Here is a 23,499-nt window from a genome sequence, read left to right as displayed (position 1 = left end):
AAATCTGATATTCTGGTAAAGAGATTACATATCTTCATCGTTTCGGTGAAGAAGACGGTAAAACAAAGTGTAGGCATAAAGCAGAACAGGAACGAAAATTGTACAGGCGATGGATGCTTTTAACAATCCCAGGGATGCGGAATGATCAATCAATGCAAAAATGAGTGTACTGGCATACATGGTGATCAGAAGAATGATTCCAAGGACAGCCAGAATTCGTTTTGTCTTTTTCATGGTTAAACCTCCTGATGGATTATTTTCATGACAATTATATAAAAGATACGTTAAAAAAGCAATGGAAGAGGGCAGGGTGGTTTTTCTTGCAATATAAAATATCCTGTTATATAATGAAGTCTGCGAAGATTATTTTAAATCAAAGGAGAATTTGATATGAGTACGTTATTGGAACAGTGGAGAGAGACTGCGTATTCCAGAGAGATGACAAAGCAGCAGCTTGAGACTTTCTGGGGCGCATATTTTCAGACTGAAAAAGAAATTTACGAAAAATTACTTTCCAACCCGGATGAGAAAGTGAAAGGCACAGTGAAAGAACTGGCCGAAAAATATGGTGTGGAAGTTATGACAATGGTAGGATTCCTTGACGGAATCAACGAAAGCCTTATAAACGAGAATCCGATCGAGACCATGGAAGAAGATACAGAGGTCAATCTGATCTATGATAAAGAAAAACTTTACAAAAACATGGTAGATGCGAAGGCTGAGTGGCTTTACCAGCTTCCACAGTGGAACATCCTGCTTTCCGAAGAACAGCAGAAAGAGCTGTATAAGGAAGCGAAAAAGATGCATACTTTTGTAAGAGAAGGAAAGAAGATTGGAAGAAACGACCCGTGTCCGTGCGGAAGCGGCAAGAAGTACAAACATTGCTGCGGCAAAAATAAATAATGTCTTTTGTGACAGGAATGTTCTGTCTTCTTTATTATCTGGCTGTATGCCGGTATGTCGGAAGATGGAATTCAACCTTTTCCCGCTTCTGGCTTCTTTGTGGTGTGCTTTGCATCGGGTATGGATTGTTGCAGGAAAGACTTCCGTGGCAGGCTGAACGGGCGGCACTTGTGCTTTGGACACTGCTTTGGACGGCAGTGGCGGCTGTCTGGATCCGGATGCTGTTTTTTGGCAGGCAGAAAGAAGCGAAAGACCTGGAGTATCTGATTGTTCTTGGGGCAAAGGTAGACCGTACCCGGATCACAAGCTCGCTAAAGCTCCGGCTTGACAGGGCATACACTTATGCAGTCAGACACAGGGCTGTGAAAATTGTGGTTTCCGGAGGGCAGGGAAGAGGCGAGGATATCCCGGAAGCAGAGGCCATGAAAGAGTATCTGGCCGAAAGAGGGATCGAAAGAGAGCGGATTTTTCCGGAGGACCGGTCTTCCACAACGGAGGAAAATCTAAGGTTTACGGCGCGGCTCATTCCGGAGATCAGGGAAAAGAAAGCCGGCGTGGTGACGAACAGCTTCCACATTTACCGGGCATGGCTTCTTGGAAAGAGGGAAGGGTACCAAAGACTTTTCCCTGTTCCGGCAAAGTCAGAGCCGGTTCTTTATCTGAATTATATGGTGCGCGAAGCACTGGCTGTGCTGCTTTTGTCTGTAAAAGGATGGAGAAACAGGCATTGACAAATAAAATCGGAATGATTATAATTACTCTATATTTGAGAAACGAAAACGTGGTGACGAGACGAGTAGGGTGTGAAACCGGATCCAGAGAGAGAGGCCATTGGCTGGAAGCCTTTTATCACGGACCATCTGAAGACTACCTCTGAGCGGCGGCAAAACCGTCCGGTTTAATACCGTTATCATTATCAGCAAGAGATGTCTTTCATCTTTCGGGGTGGACGGCATAAGCGGGGTGGAACCGCGGGTGAGAACTCGTCCCCTGCAGCGATAGCTGCAGGGGACTTTTTATTTCACAGGGATCTGATTTTACAGTTAAGAAAAGGAGGAACTTGAAATGAACAGTATTAAAGAATGCAGGACGTTGAACAATGGTGTACAGATTCCGTGTCTGGGATTCGGCACTTACAAGGCAGCGGAAGGAAGTACATCAAAGATTATCAAAACAGCTGTCCGGTGCGGATACCGGTATCTGGATACAGCCTCCTTTTATCAGACAGAGACCTATGTGGGAGAGGCTGTGAAAGAAAGCAAAATTCCAAGGGAAGAGTTTTTCCTTGTCTCCAAGGTCTGGAAAGATGAGATGGGATATGATAATACTCTGCGGGCTTTTGAGCAGACATTAAAAAATCTTCAGACAGACTACCTGGATCTGTATCTGATTCACTGGCCGAAGCCATCGCCGGACTGTGAGAACTGGAAGAAACTGGATATCGAAACATGGAAAGCACTGGAGAAGCTCTATCACGAGAAGCGGGTACGCGCTATCGGTGTCAGCAATTTCCTTCCGCACCACATTGAGAATCTTCTGGAATCCTGTGAGGTTGTACCTGCGGTTGACCAACTGGAGTTTCATCCGGGATATACTCAGGAAGCGGCAGTGCGCTACTGCCAGGAACATGATATTCTTGTACAGGCATGGAGCCCGCTTGGAAGAAGGCGGGTGATGGATGATGAACTGATCCGTGCTCTTGCAGAAAGGCACCATGTGACCCAGGCACAGATCTGCCTGCGGTATGCCTTCCAGAAAGGAATCATTCCAATTCCGAAGGCATCGAGTGAGGAACGGATGAAGAATAATCAGGATATTTTCGGTTTTGAGTTGACGAAAACAGAAATGCAAAAGCTCGATACCATGCCTCCGGTCGGATGGTCAGGTGAACATCCGGACCGTGAGAGGGTTTCCATAGAATAAACAGAATAGAAAGGGGAAGAACAAGATGAAAATTACATTAAAAGACGGGTCTGTGAGAGAGTACGACAAGAGCATGTCTGTATTCGAGATTGCATCCGATATCAGCGAAGGCCTTGCAAGAGTGGCAATGGCAGGAGAAGTCAACGGGGAAGTGGTGGATTTGAGAACGGTGCTTTCCGATGACTGCGAACTCAGCATCCTGACATTCCAGGACGAAGGAGGAAAGGAAACATTCCGGCATACTTCCTCCCATATTCTGGCACAGGCGGTAAAACGTCTGTATCCGGAGACAAAACTTGCCATCGGACCGGCAATTGCTGATGGATTTTACTATGATCTGGACAGAGAGACTCCGTTTACAACAGAGGATCTGGAAAAGATCGAAAAAGAGATGAAAAAGATTGTAAAAGAGGCGCTGCCGATTGAAAGCTTTACACTTCCAAGAGAAGAAGCCATCGCTCTGATGAAAGAAAAAGAGGAGCCGTACAAGGTGGAACTGATCGAGGATCTTCCGGAAGATTCTATTATCAGTTTCTACAAACAGGGAGAGTTTACGGATCTTTGTGCAGGACCGCACCTGATGAATACAAAAGCGGTAAAAGCATTCAAGCTGACAAGTCTTGCAGGTGCCTACTGGAGAGGCAATGAGAAGAACAAGATGCTGACAAGAATCTATGGTACTTCCTTTACAAAAAAAGCAGATCTGGATGAGTATCTGACAATGATGGAAGAGGCGAAGAAAAGAGACCACAGAAAGCTTGGAAAAGAACTGGGGCTGTTCATGCTCAGAGAAGAAGGCCCGGGATTCCCGTTCTTCCTTCCGAAAGGAATGGCGCTGAAAAACGCGCTTCTGGAGTACTGGAGAGAGATCCATACAAAGAACGGCTATGTGGAGATTTCCACTCCGATCATGCTCAGCCGTCATCTCTGGGAGACAAGCGGACACTGGGATCATTACAAAGAAAATATGTATACAACAGTAATCGACGATCAGGATTTTGCCGTGAAACCGATGAACTGCCCGGGCGGCATCCTCGTTTATGAGTCAGAACCGCGTTCCTACCGTGACCTTCCGCTTCGTATGGGAGAACTTGGTATTGTACACCGCCACGAGAAATCCGGACAGATGCACGGACTGATGAGAGTGCGCTGCTTCACACAGGACGATGCCCATATCTTTATGACACCGGAACAGGTGAAAGATGAGATCAAGGGTGTTGCGCTTCTGATTGACGAAGTATACAAGCTGTTTGGCTTCAAATATCATGTAGAACTTTCTACAAGACCGGAAGACAGCATGGGAAGCGATGAAGACTGGAATCTGGCTACAGAAGCGCTCAGAGAAGCACTGGATGCACTGGGAATGGACTATGTAGTCAATGAGGGTGACGGTGCTTTTTACGGACCGAAGATCGACTTCCATCTGGAAGACTCCATCGGACGTACATGGCAGTGCGGAACAATCCAGCTTGACTTCCAGCTTCCGCTGCGTTTCAATCTGGAATATACAGGGGCAGACGGAGAGAAACATCGTCCGATCATGATCCACCGTGTAGCATTCGGCTCCATCGAGCGGTTTATCGGAATTCTGATTGAACACTTTGCAGGGGCATTCCCGACCTGGCTTGCTCCGGTACAGGTGAAAGTGCTTCCGATTTCCGACAAACATCTGGAATACGGAGAGAAAGTATTCGAGGCATTAAAAGAGGCAGGAATCCGCGCCGAGATTGACACAAGAGCAGAGAAAATCGGCTACAAGATCCGTGAGGCTCAGATGCAGAAGATCCCGTATATGCTGGTAGTAGGAGCAAAAGAGGAAGAAGAGAGCCTTGTTTCCGTAAGAAGCAGATTTGCAGGAGATGAAGGACAGAAAGCTCTGGAAGACTTCCTGTGCGATATCAAAAAGGAAATCTCTGGAAGAGTGAGAAGAGAAATCGAAACAAAGGAATAGATTATCTGAAAGCTGGACATACTACCTCCTGAGAAATAGAAGGAGGATGAAAAGATGCCAGAATTAAAATGTACGGTGCAGAATTGTATGCACAATCAGAACTATTATTGTAATCTTGACAGTATTCGCGTAGGAGGCGATCAGGCAAAAAATGCATCCGACACATGCTGTGACAGCTTTGAGGAGAGAAAATCCGGAACATTTACAAATGCGTCCATGGAGGCTTCTCCTCTCAGCACGATTGACTGTAAGGCTCAGGAATGCTGTTACAATGAAAACTGCAAATGTAATGCAGGGAAGATCAGTGTAGAAGGCGGCGGGGCATGCAGCTGCGAAGAGACAGAGTGCGCAACTTTCCAGTGTCGGTAAGAAAGAAGTAAGAGAGCAGACGGAATGATTTCCGTCTGTTCTTTTGTTGACGCGTTTCAAAGCTTTCGCTATAATAAATTTATATGTGTTTCAACCGGGAGGGAAGAATTTGAAGCGAAAAGATACCAGTCATTCGGGAATCGGAAACAAAAAGGAAAAAGAGCCGGATAAACTGCCTGCTTTTGGAAGAAAAGGCCCGTCCAGAATTCGCCAGTCCTTTGGGAGAGGTCTGACATTTTTCCTTGTAATCGCGGCATGTATCGTTCTTTATTTTGCGTTTCTCAGGGTAGACACGATCTTCGGCGTGATCCGGACGATCATGGGAATTCTGAAGCCGATTATTTACGGATTTGCCATCGCCTATCTGCTGAATCCAATTGTAAAAGCAGTAGACAGATACCTTTGCCCGCTGCTGGAGAAGAAGCTGAAAAAGAAGAGGACGGCAGACAGACTTTCCAGAGGAATTGGAATCTGCCTGGCTCTGCTTGTTTTATTCGCAATTATTATTACTCTGTTGAATATGCTGATTCCTGAACTCATAACAAGCGTTCACAATTTAATGGAGACATTGCCGGGGCAGTTGAACGCAGTGATGGACTCTTTTGATCATATTCAAAAAGAACAGTCGCCGGTCGGTGCTATAGTGGAAAATATTTTGAATCATGCGTCGGAGAATATTCAGAATTGGATTCAAACGGATCTGCTCAGACAAATGAATGTGCTGATGACCAATATAACGACAGGTGCTATTAATGTATTAAGCGAAGTGTTTAATTTTCTTGTCGGATGTATTGTTTCTGTCTACATGCTGTTCGGAAAGGAAACTTTTGCGGCACAGATTAAAAAAATGCTGTATGCGGGCATGCAGGTAGAGCGCGCCAATATGGTGCTGCATATTACAAGAAAAAGCAATGAAATTTTTGGCGGATTTATTATCGGAAAAATCATTGACTCCGCCATTATCGGCGTACTTTGTTTTATCGGGATCACCATTCTGGACATGCCGTACATCCTGCTTGTCAGCGTGATCGTCGGAGTGACCAACGTGATTCCGTTCTTCGGACCTTATATCGGTGCTATTCCAAGTACGATCCTGATTGCCCTTGCAGATCCGCTTAAGGGACTTTATTTTCTGATCTTTATCATTGCCCTACAGCAGCTGGACGGCAATGTGATCGGACCGAAGATTCTTGGAAATTCCACAGGACTGTCCGCGTTCTGGGTGGTGTTTTCCATTCTGCTCGGAGGCGGACTGTTCGGATTTATCGGAATGATCATCGGGGTTCCGACGTTTGCTGTGATTTACTATATCGTGAAGATGGTAGTGGAAGAGAAACTGAAGAAGAAAAAACTGCCTCCGGACACGGAACACTACGGAGATGTAGAGTATCTGGAAGAAGATGGAGAATTTACATATTTAGAAGAAACAAAGGAGAGAAGAGAAGATGCCGATTCGAGTACAAAATGATCTTCCAGCAAAAGAAATACTGGAGTGTGAAAATATTTTTGTGATGGATGAGCACCGTGCGGTGCACCAGGACATCCGTCCCCTGAAAATAGGACTGCTGAATCTGATGCCGCTCAAAGAGGATACGGAGCTTCAGCTTCTGCGTTCGTTTTCCAATACCCCGCTTCAGGTGGATGTGACCTTTGTGATGGTGTCCAATCATCAGTCCAAGAACACATCAGCAAACCATCTGAATAAATTTTATGTCCGGTTTCAGGACGTAAAAGATCAGAAGTTTGACGGATTTATCATCACGGGGGCTCCAATCGAGCAGATGCCGTTTGAGGAAGTAGACTACTGGGATGAGATGAAGGAGATCATGGAATGGACAAAAACCAATGTCACCTCCACGATTCATCTGTGCTGGGGAGCCCAGGCAGCTTATTATTATCATTTTGGAATTGACAAATACCCGCTTGATAAGAAGCTGTTCGGCGTATTCCGCCACCGCGTCATGAACAGAAGAATCCCTCTGGTCAGAGGATTTGACGATGTATTTTACGCGCCGCATTCCCGTCACACCCAGGTGGATCCGGAGCAGATCAAGGCGTGCGAGGATCTGATGGTACTTGCAGAGTCTGAAGAAGCGGGGATCTTCCTTGCCATGACGAAGGACGGAAAGCAGATCTTTGTCATGGGACATCCGGAATACGACCGGATGACACTGGATCAGGAATATAAGCGTGACAAAGCAAAAGGACTTCCGATTGAGCTTCCGGTCAACTATTATCCGGATGACAATCCGGAAAACCGTCCGCTCCTTACATGGAGATCCAATGCCAATAACCTGTATACGAACTGGCTGAACTACTACGTATATCAGGTGACACCGTACGATATGGTAGGAACACCGTTTTAGAACCGGGTTCTGATAAAGAAAATGTTGAAAAAGTAAATGGGTAATAAAAAAGAGCAGATTCCATGCAAAATGTCTGGATCTGCTCTTTTCACATTCTGGAAGTGTCAGAGTGTTTCCACGCCCCATGCTTTTTTTACATCCTCAATCGGAAGTTCTTCCCCGGTATAAAGGCGGAATGCTGCCGCGCCCTGATAGAGGAGCATGCCAAGGCCGTTGCAGCATGGCAGTCCTTTTTCTTTGGCGTACCGAAGCAGCGTTGTCTCTTCCGGAGAGTAGATAATATCCATGACAAAGAGACCTTCATTCAGAAACTCAGGTCCGGGAATCGGACAGGCATCTGTATTCGGTTCCATGCCGATGCTGGTGGCATTGATCAGAATATCGGCACGGACAAGTTCCTGTTTCAAGACAGTAGGATCCCCGATATCCAGAAGTGAAATCTGACATCCGGTTTCTTTCCGGATTTTCTCAAGAAATGCTTCGGATTTCCAGAAGCTTGACTTTCGGACAAAAACAGAAATTTCTGAAACGCCGTCCAGTGCCGCCTGTGTGATAATGGCAGTGCCGGCACCTCCGGCACCGAGGATGACAAGATGCTTTCCTGAAACAGAAACGCCCGCCTCGGAAAGAGCCAGCATAGCGCCGCTTCCATCGGTGTTATAACCGGTCAAATGCCCGCTGTCGTTCACAATGGTATTGACTGCGCCGCAGAGACGTGCTTCTGTGGAGATTTCGTCCAGATACTGCATGACAGCAGTCTTGTTCGGCATGGAAACATTTGCTCCGCGCATCCGAAGGGTACGCATGGACTGAACAGCATCCGGAAGTGTTGTCTGGTCGATCTGAAATGCAAGATACACGTAATCCAGTCCCAGTTTCTCAAAAGCCGTGTTGTACATCAATGGGGATCTGGAATGGGACGCCGGATCGGCAAAGAAGCCTAAGAGTCCGGTATGCCCGCTGATTTGTAATGACATAGGGATTCCCTCTTTCTATCTGGTTTTGATTATGGTAAGATTATAAAGAATGAGAAAAAGAAAGTCAATCTATCACGGAAGGCGGAAAACAGGATGAAGCACATATTTTTAACCGGATTTATGGGGACAGGCAAGACAACGATTTCAGGAAGTCTGAAAGAACTCCTGCATATGGATGTGATCGATATGGATCAGGCAATCGAAGATATGGAACAGATGCCGATTCCGGAGATCTTTGCACAGAAGGGAGAGGAGTATTTCCGGCAGTGCGAGACCGGGTTTCTGAGAAAGCTGAAAGAAAGAGAAGGAGCCATCATCTCCTGCGGCGGCGGCGTGCCTCTGCGAGATGAGAACGTGGAGGCCATGAAAGCGTGCGGCATTGTAGTCCTTTTGACCGCCAGTCCTGAGACGATCTATGAAAGAGTAAAGGACAGCCATGACAGGCCGCTTCTGGAACAGAACAAAACGCCGGAATATATCCGGGAACTGCTGGATAAAAGAGAGCCGTATTATCAGAGGGCGGCGGATCTGGAAGTTTCCACAGACGGAAAGAGTGCAGGGCAGATTGCAGAAGAAATAAAAAAATTTCTTGACAGCAGTAAAGCAGTGTGATAAAGTATATCCAAGATTTATATTTCAAACCGATGAGAAAGAAGAGTAGATCATCAGGCGATATCACAGAGAGCGGCAGATGGTGGAACTGCTGTATGGAGCGGATGATTGAATGGACTTTCGAGGGCAGCCTGAAAGCCGCATGGCAAGTATGGTTTGTCGGGAACCGAACCCGTTATCAATCAGGAGTGTATGTTAGTACATGAGAAAGTGGGCATCAGATGCCAATTTGAGTGGTACCGCGATAATAAGATGATTATTACCGTCTCAAGCAGAAGCTTGGGGCGGATTTTTATTTGAAGAAAAGATTTACAGACTTCTTTGAAGGGTTCCACTTCCTTTCTTACTGACAAGGGCCGGATGTTTGGCATACAACATCCGGAAGAATCATCATATTTTATGTAGTAGAAAAGGAGAAAACAATATGAAAAAGAAAATGGTAACCGTATTATTAAGTGCAGTGATGGCAATGGGACTTCTGGCAGGATGTGGAAGCGGTGATGGAAGCAGCTCGGGAGATGCGGAATATACAATTGGTATTTCCCAGTTTGCGGAGCATGGATCTCTGGATAACTGCAGAGAAGGCTTTATAGAAGGACTGAAAGAAGAAGGTATTGAAGAAGGAAAGAATCTGAAAATTGAATATAAAAACGCGGCAGCGGATCAGGGAACGACAAAACAGATCAGTGATGCATTTGTATCCGACAAAGTAGATCTGATCTGCGGAATTGCGACACCAAGTGCTCAGGCATCATTTAACTCTGCGTTGAATGCAGACATTCCTGTGATTTATACAGCTGTGACAGATCCGGTAGCTGCAAAGCTGGCTGATGAGGATGGTACTCCGGTTGGAGAAGTGACAGGAACAAGTGACGAGCTTCCGATTAAGGAGCAGCTGGAAATGATCCGTCAGATTCTTCCGGACGCGAAAAAGATCGGAATTCTCTATACAACAAGTGAAGCAAATTCCGTATCTGCGCTGGAAACATACAAAGAGCTGGCAGGAGATTATGACTTTGAGATTGTGGAAAAAGGCGTGACCCAGACAGCGGATATCTCTCTTGCAACTGAGGAGCTTTTAAGCGAAGTGGACTGTCTGACAAACTTGACGGACAATACTGTCGTCAATTCCCTTGCGACGATTCTTGACAAGGCGAACGCACAGAACATACCGGTATTTGGAAGTGAAATTGAGCAGGTAAAACTTGGATGTGTAGCAGCAGAGGGACTGGATTATATCGAACTTGGAAAGCAGACCGGAAAGATGGCGGCGCAGGTATTAAAGGGAGAAAAGAAAGCGTCCGAAATGAATTACGAGACAATTTCAGAACCTGGACTTTATGTCAATACAAAAGCAGCGGAAAATCTTGGAATTACGTTGGATGAAAGCCTGGTAAGCCAGGCGGTGGAAAGTTTCGATGAAATTTCCGCATCATAAAGGAAGAAAACGGGAGGCAGACAGATGAACCTTATTGTAACAACAGTAGAGCAGGGCCTGATTTACGGGATCCTGGCACTTGGAGTCTATATCACTTACAAGATTCTGGATTTTCCGGATCTGACCGTGGACGGCAGTTTCCCTCTGGGTTCTGCCGTGACGGCGGCTTTAATTGTCAAAGGAGTCAATCCGTATCTGACTCTGGTGATTTCCTTTGGGGCAGGAGTACTGGCAGGAGTCTGTACGGGATTGATTCATGTAAAATTCAAGGTCCGGGATCTGCTGTCCGGAATTATCATGATGACCGCGCTCTGGACGATCAATCTTCGACTTGCCGGAACAGCAAACGTGCCGATTTTTGGAGAAAAGAGTATTTTTGATAACGAGTTGATGGATGGAATTTTTACGGGATCTCTTTCTTCTTACAAAGTGTGTGTGATTTCCCTGGTGATTGCGTTGATTGCCAAAATCATTCTTGATCTGTATATGAAGACAAAATCGGGATTTCTGCTCCGGGCGGTGGGCGATAACGCAAATCTTGTGACGTCCCTTGCCAAGGATCAGGGAAATGTCAAGATCCTCGGTCTTGCTATTGCGAATGGACTTGTATGTCTCTCGGGCAGTATTTTCTGTCAGGAACAAAGAGTGTTTGAGATTTCCAGCGGTACCGGTGCGATTGTTATCGGGCTTGCAAGCGTGATTATCGGAACCAGCCTGTTCAAGAGCCTGACGTTTATGAAAGCAACCACGGCGGTTCTGATTGGTTCCGTCATCTATAAGGCCTGTGTTGCGGCAGCGCTGAAGTTCTTTGAACCGCAGGATATGAAGCTGATCACGGCAGTATTGTTCCTGATCATACTGATCATCGGAATGGAAAGAAAGAAGAAGGTAAAAGGAAATGCTTGAATTAAGAGGAATTACGAAATATTATAATCCGGGCACTATCAATGAAATGTGTCTGTTTCAGGATTTCAACCTGACTGTCCGGGAAGGAGAGTTTGTCTCTGTTGTAGGAAGCAACGGGTCCGGAAAGACTTCCATGCTGAATATTCTCTGCGGAAGTATCCCGGTGGAGTCGGGGCAGATCCTGATGGACGGTGAAGATATCACAAAAATGAAAGAATATAAAAGGAACCGTAGAATCGGAAGAGTGTATCAGAACACTGCCATGGGAACCTGCCCGTCCATGACGATTCTGGAAAACATGTCTCTTGCGGACAATAAAGGAAAGTTTTATGGACTTGGAAGAGGGATCAACAAAGGACGGAAAGAGCATTACAGGGAACTGCTCCGGCAGCTTAACCTGGGACTGGAAGATAAGATGGACGTCAAAGTCGGAAGCCTTTCCGGCGGCCAGCGCCAGGCCATGGCTCTTCTGATGTCCACGATGACCCCGATAGATTTTCTGATTCTGGATGAGCATACGGCGGCGCTGGATCCGAAGACGGCGGAGACCATTATGGAACTGACCGATAAGATTGTAAAAGAAAAGCAGCTTACGACCATCATGGTCACACATAATCTCCGGTATGCGGTAGAATACGGCAACAGGATGCTGATGATGCATCAGGGACGCTGTATTCTTGACAGATCAGGGAAAGAAAAAGAGGAGACAACAGTCGATACGATTCTGGAACTCTTTAATGAGATCAGTATTGAATGTGGAAATTAGAATAAACCAGGAAAAAGGATCAGAAGCAGAAGATTTGTTTTTGATCTTTTTTTTATTGTAGAATATTCAAAGGGGCACCCGGAATTCAGAATTGAATTTGACTTTCTGCGTTCAGAATAGTATGATGAAATTAATGCAAAACTTGTAAAATAAGGCAGAAAAAGGAGAACACGATGAAAAGAATCGCGAAATTTCAGAAAGTAAGTAAAGAACAGTTCCTGGAGGGGACAGAGGGGATTCTGACCGCAGAGGAGGCAGAGAAGGTGTATGAAGAGATCAGGCTTCCGAGAAGGGCAACAAAAGGCTCTGCGGGATATGACTTCTTCGCCCCGTATCCGGTCACGCTTGCACCGGGAGAGACGGTGAAAATCCCGACCGGCATCCGTGTCTGGATGGAGGAGGAATGGGTGCTGAAATGTTATCCGAGAAGCGGCCTTGGGTTCAAGTACCGCCTTCAGCTCAACAATACGGTCGGTATCATTGACAGTGATTATTACTACTCAGACAATGAAGGGCATATTTTCGCAAAACTGACCAATGATACCAATGAGGGAAAAACTGTGGAGCTGAAAGCAGGAGAAGGATTTATGCAGGGAATCTTTGTGGAATATGGCATCACCCTCGATGACGATGCTGACGGCATCAGAAATGGAGGTTTGGGCAGTACAACAAAATAAGAAGGAGGATGTGTAATGAATCTGGTACAGGAAGTCATGGATTATATCAGTCAGTATGATCCGGAAGTGGGAAAGGGACTGGAAGCGGAGCTGGCACGTCAGAGGAGAAATCTGGAGCTGATTGCGTCGGAGAATATTGTAAGTCCGGCGGTCATGCTTGCGATGGGAACAGTGCCGACCAATAAGTACGCGGAAGGATATCCGGGAAGACGCTATTATGGCGGATGTGAACATGTAGACGAGATTGAGACACTGGCAATCGAACGGGCCAGGAAGCTGTTTGGGGCGGAACATGCCTGTGTACAGCCTCATTCCGGTGCACAGGCCAATATGGCGGTTTATCAGGCATTTATTCAGCCGGGGGATACGGTGATGGGGATGAACCTGAATCATGGCGGGCATCTGACCCATGGTTCTCCGGTCAACCAGTCCGGAAAGCTTTATCATTTTGTACCATACAATGTCGGTGAGGATGGTTTTCTTGATTACGATGAGATCCGCAAAATTGCAAAAGAATGTAAACCGAAGATGATTGTAGCAGGTGCGTCCGCCTATCCAAGAGAGATTCGTTTTGATCTGTTTGCGGACATTGCAAAAGAAGTGGGCGCATACCTCTTTGTCGATATGGCGCACATTGCAGGGCTTGTTGCAGCGGGACTTCACCAGAGCCCGGTTCCATATGCGGATGTGGTGTCCACCACGACTCATAAGACATTAAGAGGCCCGAGGGGAGGTCTGATCCTCTGCAAGGAAGAATATGCAAAGCAGGTGGACAAGGCTGTATTCCCGGGCACACAGGGCGGACCTCTGGAACATGTGATTGCGGCAAAGGCCATCTGCTTTGGTGAGGCGCTGAAGCCGGAGTTCAGGAACTATCAGGAACAGATCGTGAAGAATGCCCATGCTCTTGCGGAGGCCATGCTGGAAGAGGGATTTGACCTCGTAAGCGGCGGCACGGACAATCATCTGATGCTGGTGGATTTAAGAAAGATGAATCTGACCGGAAAAGAGATGCAGAACCGGCTGGATGAAGTGTATATTACAGTCAATAAGAACGGAATCCCGAACGACCCGCAGAAACCGGGGATCACAAGCGGTATCCGGATCGGTACGCCGGCAGTGACAACACGGGGATTGAAAGAACCGGAAATGAAAGAGATCGCAGGACTGATTCGTCTTGCAGCAGTTGATTTTGAAAAGAACGCGGATCAGATCCGCAGGGCGGTGACCGACATCTGCGGCAGATATCCGATCTATCAATAACAGATGAATCCGCAAATCATATCAGGCGGACAGCATACCGTTAACGGGTATGCTGTCCGTTTTAAATATGTGGTTGATTACAGCTTCCAACTCTGACTGATGTCCTGCAGTCCTGCCATATGAGGGTAGATAGTGCCGGACTGAAGAAGTTCTTTTGGAGTTCCCTGTTCCGCAACAGTTCCTTCGGAAAGAACCACGACCTTGTCGGCACCGCTTACTGTCCGCATACGGTGTGCAATGACGAGAACAGTTTTCTCTTTGATCAGACGGGAAAGAGCGCTTTGAATCAGCGTTTCGTTCTCGACGTCCAGACTTGCGGTGGCCTCGTCCAGAAGAATGATCGGGGCGTCTTTCAGAAAGGCCCGTGCGATGGAGATACGCTGCCGTTCACCGCCGGAAAGTTCGCATCCATTTTCTCCGATCATGCTGTTGTAACCGTCCGGAAGCCGGAGAGCAAACTCTTCACAGTTTGCCAGTCTTGCGGCAGCCAGGACTTCAGCGTCTGTGGCGTCTTTTCGTCCGATCCGGATATTCTCCATGATTGTATTATTAAACAGGGTCACGTCCTGAAAGACGATGGAGTAAAAGGAAAGCAGTGTTTCCGGATCCACTTTGGAGATGTCCATACCTCCCACGGTGATGGTTCCACGCTGAATATCCCAGAAACGGGCAGCCAGACGGGAGACGGTTGTCTTGCCGCCGCCGGACGGGCCGACCAGGGCAGTAACTTCCCCCTGCTTTGCAGTGAAGGATACGTCTTTTAAAATGGTTTCTCCGGTATTGTAGGAGAAGCCTACATGATCGAAGCGGATATCATATCCTTTGTTGGTCAGGTCTTTGCTTCCGGTCTGTACCGGGTGATCGAGAATCTCGTTCATACGGCTGATATTTGTCCTGCTGGAAATGACGGCGGCCAGATTCTGGAGTGCGCCTTCCAGCGGAGAGTAAAGACGGGATACTACAAGCAGAAACATAAAAAACAGAGGAATATCGATCTCCCCGCGGATCAGAAGCACGGATCCGGTCAGAGCGGTGGTGGCGATTCCAAATTTCAGAATCAGGGTGGAAGATACGACAAAAAGGGCGGTGCCAAGCTCCGTTACAATATGGCGTTTTTCCGACTCGTCGATTTTCCGGTACAGACCGGTAAGATAGCGGTGCTCTGCGTTATATGCTTTCAGATCCTGCATACTTTCGATACATTCCTGGACGCCCTTCTCCAGTGCAACGTTGGCAGCCACCGCTTTCCGGTTGAAATATTCCTGAATCCGGGCAGAAAAGAGAGTAATGGCAAAGGCAACAGGAAGGACCCAGATCGCGGCAAGGGCCATTTTTACATTGAAAAACAGCAGGCAGACCGCAACGAGGGTGGTTGAAATCAAGGATCCGAACAGGGCGGGCACATAGTGGGAAAACGTAGTCTCCAAGGTGGCACAGTCTCCCATGATGGAATTGGTCAGATCGGCGAGATCTTTTTTTCCGAAGAAGGAGAGGGGGATCTTCCGGAGCTGTTCGGCCAGCGAGATCCGCCGCACACCGCTTTCCACATAGGTTGCCAGATAAGTGGCATTATACTGAAACCAGGTGACGACAAAAATCAGAACCAGGCATGCGGCACATCCTGCCAGATAAAAGAGGATCCGGCTGCCGTTTACGCCTCCGGCCATCATGTCAAGCACAAACTGGTATAAAAGTCCGACCGGAAACATAAAGGAAAGATCCTGCAGGACACAGGCCAGACAACCTTTGATCAGGTCAATGGCTCCCTGACGGGATAATGCAAATCGTCTTTGTAATTTCTGAATCATACTTTCTCCTCCTTTTCGATTTTCCATTCCGCCGCTTCGGAATAGTTCCGCCACATATGGGCAAACAGTCCGTTTTTTTGAAGCAGTTCTGCGTGAGTGCCGCTTTCCGTGATTTTCCCATCCTGCATGACATAAATACAGTCTGCTCCGGTGATGGAAGAAAGCCGATGGGCAATCATGAGCACGGTCTTGCCTCTGGAGAGTGTGGAGAGTGCCTGCTGTACACGGACTTCGTTATCGGGATCCGCAAATGCGGTGGCCTCATCCAGGATCAGGACAGGCGCGTTTTTCAAAATCGCCCGGGCAATGGCGATCCGCTGCTGTTCACCGCCGGACAGGTAGATGCCGTCCGCACCGATGACCGTGTCAATGCCGTCCGGAAGCTTTTCGATGATATCCATACACTGGGCGGCTTCCAGTGCCTGAAATACCTCCTGCCGGGAAGCATCAGGCCTTGCCATCCGGACATTTTCCAGAATGGAGGCCTTGATCAGCCGACTGTTCTGAAAGACAAAGGATACCTGATTCATCAGATCTTCTTTTGAAATCTGCCGGATATCCACATCTCCGATCAGCACCCGGCCTTTCTGAGGATCAAAGAATCTGGCAGCGATGCCGGCAAGCGTTGTTTTGCCGCCGCCGGAAGGACCAACCAGGGCGGCGACCTGCCCGGATGGAATGGACAGGGAAAGGTCGCTGAGAGCATCTTTCTGGCCGTCGTAACTGAATGTCACATGTTCCAGAGTGATAGAATGGCTGGAAGGGATTGTATGGGCAGCACTTTCGGCAAGGGGCTTTTCATCCAGGATGGTATCGATGCGGGAGAGGGCGTCCGTGACAATCATTGCATCTTCGCTCATGAACATGATTTTGGTCAGGGTTGTTCCGATTACCGGCGTAATAATAATATAAAAAATCAGATTCAGAAGAAGGTTGTTTGACACGCCGTTTCTGGACAGAAAGATTCCGCCTGCAATCAAAAAGGCAAAGACGCCGTTGATGGCTGTGGTATAAAACATCATTGGAAGCCGCAGCGTCTTCGTATAGGCGATCACCCATTTCTCATAGTTGTCAATGGAAGCTTTGAACCGTTTGAAGGTATAGACACTCTGGCCAAAGGTCTTGACAACAGGAATACCGCGGACGTACTCTACCGCTTCATTGGACATGTCTGAGAGGGCGTTTTGGTACTCTTTCATTTTTGCCTCCATATCCGGCCCTGTCATTTTCATCATAATCAGAAAGCCGAGTATGACAGGGATGAGACTTAAAAGCCCGAGACGCCAGTCAAATACGAGAAGCAGAAAGAGAAGACCAACGGGAGTTGCAATGGCTCCGGCCTTGTCCGGAAGACGGTGAGCAAGATATGTCTCCGCGGCGGCGCTGGATGTGTTGACAATTCGGCGGAGTTTTCCGCTGCCGTATTTTTCGATGGTGCCAAGCGGGAGAGAAGCAATATGGCGCAGGAGCTCTTTCCGGATGTTGGAAGCAATCCGGAATGCGCTAAGATGAGAACACATCAGCGCAGCAATGTAGACCAGAACAGAAAGTACTGCAAAAAGCACAGCACTCCAGCCATAGGACGCTGTCTGGTCTGCCCTGAAAAAATCAGGGGCTGCTTCCAGAAGATCATGGATGATACGCCAGATGTACCAGAAAGGGACAAGTGCCAGAAGCGCACTGACCACTGACAAAATCCATGAAAGCCATGTCAGGATTTTGTGACCGCCGGCATAGGACAAAAGCCGCGATAAATTTGACTGTTTTTTCATGATAAACCTCCTTATAAAAAGTGTCGGATGCTGTCCGAATACCTGCCAAGCCCGGCCGGAACATACAGGAACGGAGAAGCAGCCGGAGTCCGCTATAAAAAAGTTAGCACAAACTAACCTCTGGATAAAAATTACAGGGCTTACTGCCCCATAATCTTCAGCCATCCTGCAGTATAAAATTCCCGCATCTCTTCGAGATAGTTTTCCGCTTTTGGAAGCGGCATTTCATGGATAATAAGCTCAAAAAAAGCATTAAACATTCCGGTCACAAGGATGTGTTCCAGATGCTCATCAATCGGCGGTGCGGGTCTTCCAAGTGACTTCAGCACATTCAGATAGTCATGAGTCGCCTGAAGCTCGATTCTTACCATTTCATCAATCATACCGGCAAAGCGTGTGCCTGTGGAATGACAGAGAATCAATTTGAACTCCTTCAGATGAGAATAGGCATACAAAAGCATCTCGCGCATACATGAGCCGGACGTGATGCCTACCTGGTCAGGCTGAGCTTCCGCCGGAAGAGAAGCGAATTCCTGTTGAGCGCTGCAGAAACAGTTCATGAAATACTCATACTGTTCTCCGACGAGAGCTTCGAACAGAGCTTCCTTACTGGAAAAATATCCGTAAAAGGCTCCGGTGGTTACACCAGCCTGTTTCACGATATTCCTAAGAGAAGCTGATTGAAATCCCTTTTCCAGGAATTCGTCCATTGCTGCTGTCAGGATAGCCTGCAATGTGTCTGGTTTTGTTTCATTCATGCGGATCCCCTTCTATATAACACTGCTATATATCACTGTTATATTACAAAAGAAATGGAAAGATGTCAATAGAAGAAGGGGATTTTCCTGAGAATAAACAAAAGGCAGATTCCGAAATGTGTCTGAAACAGGACTCTGCATTCATGCAGAGTCCTGTAAATCTTATCTTTTATTTCCCATGCAGAACGTGGCAACAACGCCAGGGCCGGTATGGCTTCCGATGACAGTTCCGATCACGTTGATCAGAATGTTATCGATTCCGTATTTTTCCCGGATCAGACCGGCGACATATTGGGCATCTTCCTCGCAATCCCCATGTGTGATCATGACAATTTCATTGTCCCAGCCCTTCATCTGCTCCTCCATGATATCGACGATCTTGTGCAGGGAGCGCTTGCGTCCCCGTTCTTTTCCGATGACACTGAGTTTTCCTTCATTGTCCATGTGGATCATAGGCTTGATCTTTACCATGGTTCCAAGGACGGCGGTAGCTTTGGAAACACGGCCTCCCCGGTGCAGATGGTTCAGATCATCCACTGTAACATTGTGGCAGACGTGAAGCTTGTTCTCCTCTGCCCAGGTCACGATCTCATCGTAAGTTTTCCCTTCTTTTTTAAGCTTCAGAACATAGTAGAGAAGCAGTGCTTCGCCAAGACATGCACAAAGAGAATCGATCACGGTGATCCGTGCTTCAGGATAGTCTTCCATCAGATCCTGCGCGGCCATCCGTTCACTGTTCAGGCTTCCACTTAATCCGGAAGAAAATCCGATGTGGATAATATCTTTGCCTTCTTTTATGATAGGTTCAAACAGTTCCCTTGCCTGACCTGGTGTCACCTGGGACGTAGTCGGAAGAGAACCTCTTCTGATGCGGTCAAAAAATTCTTTTTTTGAAATCCCCTCCATATCCGGATAGGTTTCGCCGTCAATGGTATATGATAATTTCAGCGTCGGAATATTACGCTCTTCCAGCCATTCTTTTGGAAGATCGACGGTGCTGTCCGTAGTAATAACAAACTCTCTCATTGCTGTAACCTCCTCATCCTGCTTTTTACTTATCATACCATTTTTCAAGGCATGAAGCAAAAGATTTTATGCTGGAGGCTGTAATTTAATTCCTGCGGATATTCAGATAGCTTCGTCCGGAAACCGTACGGTTAAAACAGATGGAACACACGATAATGATGCACCCCGCCGCAAAACCGATCCAGTCAAATAAGGCCGTGAGCGTGAGAAGAAGAAGGCGCATGAATTTTAATGCATACCCCAGTTCAAAATTGGGCTGGGTATAGTTTGCCACAGCAACAAAGGCCATGTAAAGCATGATTTCGGAATTAAACCATCCGGATTGAACGGAAAATTCCCCCATCACAATACCGGCGATAACACTGAGAGGAGTACTGAGCATGCTGGGTGTGTTGAGAGCTGCCAGCCGCAGTCCGTCAATGGAAAGCTCCAGCAGCAGAAGCTGAAAGTACAAGGGGATATTTACAGTAGACCTCACAAGCACAAAATCGAAAATTTCCGGTATCCACTGCGGATTCTGCATAAAAAGCAGGAAAAGTGGCGTGAGAAAAATGGTCATCAGAGTAATCAGACCGCGGGAAATCTTCAGATAAATCCCGGTCAGTGTTGGAAAATAATAATCGTTTGCCTCCTCGATCATATCAAAGATAGATGTCGGCAGAATCATCGCGGAAGGAGAGGTATCTACAAGCAGAATGATTTTTCCCTCCAGAAGACAGGCGGCAGCAGTATCCGGACGCTCTGTATACTTGAACTTCGGAAATGGATTATACCACTTTCTTTTAAAGAGAAGCTCGGCAAGACTCTGCTGATTCATTTTCAGATCTTCTTCCTGCATTGCTTCCAGTTTTTGTGTAAGAAGTGAAAGCAGGTTCTGATCTACCCGGTCAGACATATAGCAAAGAGCGACATCTGTCCGGGAAGACTTCCCGATTTCCGTCATTTTCATAGTCAGATGCGGATCGCGAATCCTTCTTCTCATTAATGCGGTGTTAAAGACAATTGTTTCCACAAATCCATCTCTGGATCCCCGGAGTGATTTGTCCTGTGCTGGTTCGTCCACACTTCTGGAAGGATAGGTTCTGCAGTCAATGGCAATGCAGGATTCAAAGCCGTCTACAAAAAGACAGGAGACTCCGGATAAAATATTCTTTATAATTTCATCATATTCTGAAAAAGTATCGATTTCTACATACGAGATCATTGTTCTGGAAAGCTCGGTCGCCGTTTTCGGCATTTCTTCCGGTGTGAGTTTAAAGAGCGTATCCATAACTTTGGACATGACTTCATCTTTCATAAATCCGTCGATAAAGAAAAAGCAGCTTTCACGTCCGCCGATGATCATATCGCGTTCTATAATGTCAAAGCTTTCTTTTACCGGAAGGATTTCATTAATATAAGAAATATTTTCCTGTATCATCTTGGAAATCTTCATTAGACTGTTCCTCCGTTTTTCCTGTTTCAGTATGGAGTTTTTCCGAAATGGAGAAAAAGTATGCAAAAAAGCGGGCACAGTATCGAATAATACTGTGCCCGCCAAAGAACTCTTTTTAAACTATACCCAGTGAAATACGGAGCTTAGCAGGATTGCGACAAGGAAAAGCGGAGCGATCCATTTAATCATGACAGAGAAAAGCTTTTCGCTTTTGAATGTTCTGCTGCTCAGACGTACTTCTTCGCCGATAGCCTCCGGTTTGATAAAGAAACCTACAAAAATGCAGGTGAAAAAGGCTACAACAGGCATCATCACGCTGTTGCTGATAAAATCCATGAAGTCCAGAATCGAAAGATTCAGAATTTTGACGAAGCTTAACGGCCCAAATCCCATAGAAGAAGGAGCGCCGAGAATCAGTGCGCATACGGCTACGGTAAGCGCTGAACGTTTCCGGGTCCAGTGCAGTCTGTCGCAGATAATCGAGACAATCGTTTCCATCAGGGAGATGGAAGAAGTCAGTGCGGCAAACAATACAAGGAGGAAAAATACAGCTCCGATCAACTCTCCGAAAGGCATGTTTGCAAATACTTTTGGAAGTGTGACAAACATCAGGCCGGGACCTGTCTGAAGAGCGTCCTTGCCGGAAAAGACGAATACAGCAGGGATAATCATGAGACCGGCAAGAAACGCAAAGCCGGTGTCAAAAATTTCGATCTGCCGTACGGAAGATTCCAGGTTATTGTCTTTCTGCATGTAGGAGCCATATGTTACCATGATTCCCATGGCAAGGGACATAGAGTAAAACAGCTGTCCCATGGCAGCGAGGACGGTTTTGGTTGAAAAATCTTTCAGGTTCGGTTTCAGATAGTAGGCGACACCTTCACCGGCTCCTGGCAGTGTGATGCAGTATACCGCAATTCCGACTGTCAGGATTACGAGTACAGGCATCATAAACTTGCTGACCTTTTCGATTCCTTTTTCCACGCCCAGAAGGACAATAACAGCTGTGGCGGCGAGAAAAAGAAAAAACCAGCCCAGCGGCTCGACAGGAGAAGCGATAAAATCAGTATAATAGGTATCGGCTGCAGCTGACTTTCCTCCTCCTGTCAAAAAGACTGCAAGATATTTTGTAACCCATCCGCCGATTACGGAATAATAAGGAAAGATGATGATCGGCACAAGGGATGCCAGAATTCCGAGAAACCCAAAACGATGATCCAGTTTTTTGAATGCACCAATGGCGCTTAATCCGGTTTTTCGTCCGATGGCGATTTCCGCAAGCATCAGAGAAAAACCAAAAGTGACAGTAAGAATCAGATAAACCAGAAGGAAAGTTCCTCCGCCGTATTGTGCTGCCAGATAGGGAAAACGCCAGATATTCCCAAGACCTACAGCAGATCCGGCCGCAGCAAGAACAAAGCCGAGCCTGCTGGAAAAATTACTTCTTTCTTTCATTTGTACCCCCAAATTCCCAACAATTTATTTTTTTATCACTTTAAAGTGAGTGTGTATATTATGTCACAGAGACGTGTAAAAAACAAGAGAAAAATAGAAAGGTCAGATTTCTAAAAAAAGTATTTGACAGAAAAAGAAAGCTGTGCTAAAATAACAGCTGTGTGAAAAGAAAGCAGAGTATCCACTCTCACCGCAGCACGAAAGAGTGACTGATGGTTTGATATAGAATTACAATCGTTATCTCTATATTTTATATCAGAGAGCCCGGTTTGTAAAGATAGATCATGTGGATAGTCTGTGCTATCCATTTTTTTATGGCAAGGAATGAGTATTCAAACATGGAGGTGTACAACAATTAGCGATTTAATGATTAACGAACAGATCCGCGACAGAGAAGTGCGGCTGATCGGACAGGATGGAGAACAATTAGGAATTATGTCTGCAAGAGAAGCGCAGAAGATCGCGCAGGAAGCCGAGCTTGATCTCGTGAAGATTGCTCCAACAGCAAAGCCGCCGGTATGCAAGATTATCGATTACGGCAAATACAAATACGAGCAGACAAGAAAAGAAAAAGAGGCAAAGAAAAAGCAGAAGACTGTAGATGTAAAAGAAGTTCGATTATCTCCAAATATTGATACGAATGACTTGAACACGAAAGTAAACAATGCAAGGAAGTTTATCCAGAAAGGGAATAAGGTAAAAGTTACACTTCGTTTCCGCGGACGTGAAATGGCTCATATGCAGCAGAGCAAACATATTCTGGATGATTTTGCGGAACACCTGAAAGAGATTGCGGTTGTAGAAAAGCCGGCAAAGCTGGAAGGAAGAAGCATGAGCATGGTTTTAACTGAAAAACGTTAAAAATAAATTTTATAATTTAAGGAGGATCATTATTATGCCAAAAATTAAAACAAATAGAGCAGCTGCAAAGCGCTTTAAAAAAACAGCAACAGGACAGTTAAAGAGAAATAAAGCTTACAAGAGCCATATCTTAACAAAGAAATCTACTAAGAGAAAAAGAAATCTTAGAAAATCTATCATTACTGATTCTACAAATGTAAAGAACATGAAGAAAGTATTACCATACTTATAAG

At 46.4% G+C, this 23,499-nt stretch carries 23 protein-coding genes and 1 other annotated feature; of the genes, 15 read left to right on the top strand and 8 right to left on the bottom strand.

The features are described from left to right. Window positions 1-24 precede the first annotated feature (24 nt). Window positions 25-234, bottom strand: coding sequence for a hypothetical protein (locus B5G11_RS08220; protein WP_087168276.1), 210 nt, complete (start codon window positions 232-234; stop codon window positions 25-27). 156 nt (window positions 235-390) lie between these two features. On the opposite strand from B5G11_RS08220, the gene B5G11_RS08215 reads away from it, so the two are divergent. The 7 genes from B5G11_RS08215 to metA all read left to right on the top strand — a co-directional run bounded on the left by B5G11_RS08215 (window position 391) and on the right by metA (window position 7,512). Further along, on the top strand, window positions 391-903 hold the full coding sequence (locus B5G11_RS08215; protein ID WP_087168275.1) for an SEC-C metal-binding domain-containing protein: 513 nt from the start codon (window positions 391-393) through the stop codon (window positions 901-903). Next, the gene (locus B5G11_RS08210) at window positions 903-1,634 is read left to right on the top strand and encodes a YdcF family protein (protein WP_087252797.1); all 732 of its coding nucleotides are present in this window, start codon (window positions 903-905) and stop codon (window positions 1,632-1,634) included. The genes B5G11_RS08215 and B5G11_RS08210 overlap by 1 nt, the downstream gene beginning before the upstream one ends. A 334-nt stretch (window positions 1,635-1,968) precedes the next feature. Next, entirely contained in the window at window positions 1,969-2,826 is an 858-nt protein-coding gene (locus tag B5G11_RS08205; protein WP_087252796.1) for an aldo/keto reductase, read from the top strand. A 25-nt stretch (window positions 2,827-2,851) separates the two neighbouring features. Beyond that, window positions 2,852-4,777 (top strand): threonine--tRNA ligase, encoded by a 1,926-nt coding sequence (gene thrS / locus B5G11_RS08200; RefSeq protein ID WP_087168272.1) that lies wholly within the window; start codon window positions 2,852-2,854, stop codon window positions 4,775-4,777. Between the two features lie 54 nt (window positions 4,778-4,831). Then, complete coding sequence (locus B5G11_RS08195; RefSeq protein ID WP_087168271.1) at window positions 4,832-5,146, top strand: DUF1540 domain-containing protein; 315 nt, start codon at window positions 4,832-4,834, stop codon at window positions 5,144-5,146. A gap of 109 nt (window positions 5,147-5,255) precedes the next feature. Continuing rightward, window positions 5,256-6,614, top strand: a complete 1,359-nt coding sequence (locus B5G11_RS08190) for an AI-2E family transporter (protein ID WP_087168270.1) — start codon at window positions 5,256-5,258, stop codon at window positions 6,612-6,614. Beyond that, entirely contained in the window at window positions 6,592-7,512 is a 921-nt protein-coding gene (metA, locus tag B5G11_RS08185) for a homoserine O-succinyltransferase (RefSeq protein ID WP_087252795.1), read from the top strand. Before B5G11_RS08190 ends, metA begins: the two co-directional genes overlap by 23 nt. A gap of 104 nt (window positions 7,513-7,616) precedes the next feature. Here the strand turns inward: metA and aroE are convergent, their stop codons facing one another. After that, complete coding sequence (gene aroE, locus B5G11_RS08180) at window positions 7,617-8,489, bottom strand: shikimate dehydrogenase (protein WP_087252794.1); 873 nt, start codon at window positions 8,487-8,489, stop codon at window positions 7,617-7,619. 93 nt (window positions 8,490-8,582) lie between these two features. On the opposite strand from aroE, the gene B5G11_RS08175 reads away from it, so the two are divergent. The 6 genes from B5G11_RS08175 (at window position 8,583) to glyA (ending at window position 14,151) form a co-directional block, all read left to right on the top strand. Next, a complete protein-coding gene (locus B5G11_RS08175; protein WP_087252793.1) occupies window positions 8,583-9,101 on the top strand; it encodes a shikimate kinase in 519 nt (172 codons plus the stop codon). Window positions 9,102-9,124: 23 nt separating this feature from the next. Further along, window positions 9,125-9,374, top strand: a binding site (T-box leader). Between the two features lie 151 nt (window positions 9,375-9,525). Further along, a complete protein-coding gene (locus tag B5G11_RS08165; protein WP_087168265.1) occupies window positions 9,526-10,539 on the top strand; it encodes an ABC transporter substrate-binding protein in 1,014 nt (337 codons plus the stop codon). A 24-nt stretch (window positions 10,540-10,563) separates the two neighbouring features. Next, window positions 10,564-11,445 carry an ABC transporter permease gene (locus B5G11_RS08160; protein ID WP_087168264.1) on the top strand — a complete coding sequence of 294 codons (882 nt, stop codon included), beginning with the start codon at window positions 10,564-10,566 and terminating at the stop codon, window positions 11,443-11,445. Next, the gene (locus B5G11_RS08155) at window positions 11,438-12,211 is read left to right on the top strand and encodes an ATP-binding cassette domain-containing protein (protein ID WP_087168263.1); all 774 of its coding nucleotides are present in this window, start codon (window positions 11,438-11,440) and stop codon (window positions 12,209-12,211) included. Before B5G11_RS08160 ends, B5G11_RS08155 begins: the two co-directional genes overlap by 8 nt. 173 nt (window positions 12,212-12,384) lie before the next feature. After that, on the top strand, window positions 12,385-12,888 hold the full coding sequence (locus B5G11_RS08150; protein WP_087252792.1) for a deoxyuridine 5'-triphosphate nucleotidohydrolase: 504 nt from the start codon (window positions 12,385-12,387) through the stop codon (window positions 12,886-12,888). A 21-nt stretch (window positions 12,889-12,909) separates the two neighbouring features. Beyond that, window positions 12,910-14,151 (top strand): serine hydroxymethyltransferase, encoded by a 1,242-nt coding sequence (glyA, locus tag B5G11_RS08145; protein WP_087168285.1) that lies wholly within the window; start codon window positions 12,910-12,912, stop codon window positions 14,149-14,151. A 77-nt stretch (window positions 14,152-14,228) separates the two neighbouring features. On the opposite strand, the gene B5G11_RS08140 is transcribed toward glyA, so the two are convergent. The 6 genes from B5G11_RS08140 to B5G11_RS08115 form a co-directional block, all read right to left on the bottom strand. Then, complete coding sequence (locus B5G11_RS08140; RefSeq protein ID WP_087252791.1) at window positions 14,229-15,959, bottom strand: ABC transporter ATP-binding protein; 1,731 nt, start codon at window positions 15,957-15,959, stop codon at window positions 14,229-14,231. Continuing rightward, on the bottom strand, window positions 15,956-17,731 hold the full coding sequence (locus tag B5G11_RS08135) for an ABC transporter ATP-binding protein (RefSeq protein ID WP_087252790.1): 1,776 nt from the start codon (window positions 17,729-17,731) through the stop codon (window positions 15,956-15,958). The genes B5G11_RS08140 and B5G11_RS08135 overlap by 4 nt, the downstream gene beginning before the upstream one ends. Window positions 17,732-17,871: 140 nt before the next feature. Continuing rightward, window positions 17,872-18,489 carry a TetR/AcrR family transcriptional regulator gene (locus B5G11_RS08130; RefSeq protein ID WP_087168259.1) on the bottom strand — a complete coding sequence of 206 codons (618 nt, stop codon included), beginning with the start codon at window positions 18,487-18,489 and terminating at the stop codon, window positions 17,872-17,874. A gap of 162 nt (window positions 18,490-18,651) precedes the next feature. Beyond that, window positions 18,652-19,515, bottom strand: coding sequence for a DegV family protein (locus B5G11_RS08125; protein WP_087168258.1), 864 nt, complete (start codon window positions 19,513-19,515; stop codon window positions 18,652-18,654). Between the two features lie 85 nt (window positions 19,516-19,600). After that, window positions 19,601-20,935 carry a spore germination protein gene (locus B5G11_RS08120; protein WP_242958983.1) on the bottom strand — a complete coding sequence of 445 codons (1,335 nt, stop codon included), beginning with the start codon at window positions 20,933-20,935 and terminating at the stop codon, window positions 19,601-19,603. 135 nt (window positions 20,936-21,070) lie between these two features. Next, window positions 21,071-22,405: a sodium-dependent transporter gene (locus B5G11_RS08115; RefSeq protein ID WP_087168256.1), complete on the bottom strand. Its 1,335-nt coding sequence runs from the start codon at window positions 22,403-22,405 to the stop codon at window positions 21,071-21,073. 366 nt (window positions 22,406-22,771) lie between these two features. Between B5G11_RS08115 and infC the strand changes: the two genes are divergently transcribed. Both infC and rpmI read left to right on the top strand, forming a co-directional pair. Continuing rightward, the gene (gene infC / locus B5G11_RS08110) at window positions 22,772-23,266 is read left to right on the top strand and encodes a translation initiation factor IF-3 (RefSeq protein WP_087168255.1); all 495 of its coding nucleotides are present in this window, start codon (window positions 22,772-22,774) and stop codon (window positions 23,264-23,266) included. Between the two features lie 34 nt (window positions 23,267-23,300). Then, the gene (rpmI, locus tag B5G11_RS08105) at window positions 23,301-23,498 is read left to right on the top strand and encodes a 50S ribosomal protein L35 (RefSeq protein WP_087168254.1); all 198 of its coding nucleotides are present in this window, start codon (window positions 23,301-23,303) and stop codon (window positions 23,496-23,498) included. The last annotated feature ends 1 nt before the right edge of the window (window position 23,499 follow it).

The organism is Drancourtella sp. An57 (assembly GCF_002161525.1).
Taxonomy (GTDB): Bacteria; Bacillota; Clostridia; order Lachnospirales; family Lachnospiraceae; genus Sellimonas; species Sellimonas catena.
This window is presented reverse-complemented; position numbering and strand designations above follow the sequence as displayed.

Coding starts and splice junctions, on each gene's coding strand:
- B5G11_RS08135 (WP_087252790.1), bottom strand. CDS start 17,731: ATGAAAAAACAGTCAAATTTATCGCGGCTTTTGTCCTATGCCGGCGGT.
- B5G11_RS08125 (WP_087168258.1), bottom strand. CDS start 19,515: ATGAGAGAGTTTGTTATTACTACGGACAGCACCGTCGATCTTCCAAAA.
- B5G11_RS08160 (WP_087168264.1), top strand. CDS start 10,564: ATGAACCTTATTGTAACAACAGTAGAGCAGGGCCTGATTTACGGGATC.
- B5G11_RS08120 (WP_242958983.1), bottom strand. CDS start 20,935: ATGATACAGGAAAATATTTCTTATATTAATGAAATCCTTCCGGTAAAA.
- infC (WP_087168255.1), top strand. CDS start 22,772: ATGATTAACGAACAGATCCGCGACAGAGAAGTGCGGCTGATCGGACAG.
- rpmI (WP_087168254.1), top strand. CDS start 23,301: ATGCCAAAAATTAAAACAAATAGAGCAGCTGCAAAGCGCTTTAAAAAA.
- B5G11_RS08195 (WP_087168271.1), top strand. CDS start 4,832: ATGCCAGAATTAAAATGTACGGTGCAGAATTGTATGCACAATCAGAAC.
- aroE (WP_087252794.1), bottom strand. CDS start 8,489: ATGTCATTACAAATCAGCGGGCATACCGGACTCTTAGGCTTCTTTGCC.
- B5G11_RS08155 (WP_087168263.1), top strand. CDS start 11,438: ATGCTTGAATTAAGAGGAATTACGAAATATTATAATCCGGGCACTATC.
- B5G11_RS08140 (WP_087252791.1), bottom strand. CDS start 15,959: ATGATTCAGAAATTACAAAGACGATTTGCATTATCCCGTCAGGGAGCC.
- B5G11_RS08130 (WP_087168259.1), bottom strand. CDS start 18,489: ATGAATGAAACAAAACCAGACACATTGCAGGCTATCCTGACAGCAGCA.
- B5G11_RS08220 (WP_087168276.1), bottom strand. CDS start 234: ATGAAAAAGACAAAACGAATTCTGGCTGTCCTTGGAATCATTCTTCTG.
- B5G11_RS08175 (WP_087252793.1), top strand. CDS start 8,583: ATGAAGCACATATTTTTAACCGGATTTATGGGGACAGGCAAGACAACG.
- B5G11_RS08150 (WP_087252792.1), top strand. CDS start 12,385: ATGAAAAGAATCGCGAAATTTCAGAAAGTAAGTAAAGAACAGTTCCTG.
- B5G11_RS08115 (WP_087168256.1), bottom strand. CDS start 22,405: ATGAAAGAAAGAAGTAATTTTTCCAGCAGGCTCGGCTTTGTTCTTGCT.
- B5G11_RS08205 (WP_087252796.1), top strand. CDS start 1,969: ATGAACAGTATTAAAGAATGCAGGACGTTGAACAATGGTGTACAGATT.
- thrS (WP_087168272.1), top strand. CDS start 2,852: ATGAAAATTACATTAAAAGACGGGTCTGTGAGAGAGTACGACAAGAGC.
- B5G11_RS08165 (WP_087168265.1), top strand. CDS start 9,526: ATGAAAAAGAAAATGGTAACCGTATTATTAAGTGCAGTGATGGCAATG.
- metA (WP_087252795.1), top strand. CDS start 6,592: ATGCCGATTCGAGTACAAAATGATCTTCCAGCAAAAGAAATACTGGAG.
- B5G11_RS08215 (WP_087168275.1), top strand. CDS start 391: ATGAGTACGTTATTGGAACAGTGGAGAGAGACTGCGTATTCCAGAGAG.
- B5G11_RS08210 (WP_087252797.1), top strand. CDS start 903: ATGTCTTTTGTGACAGGAATGTTCTGTCTTCTTTATTATCTGGCTGTA.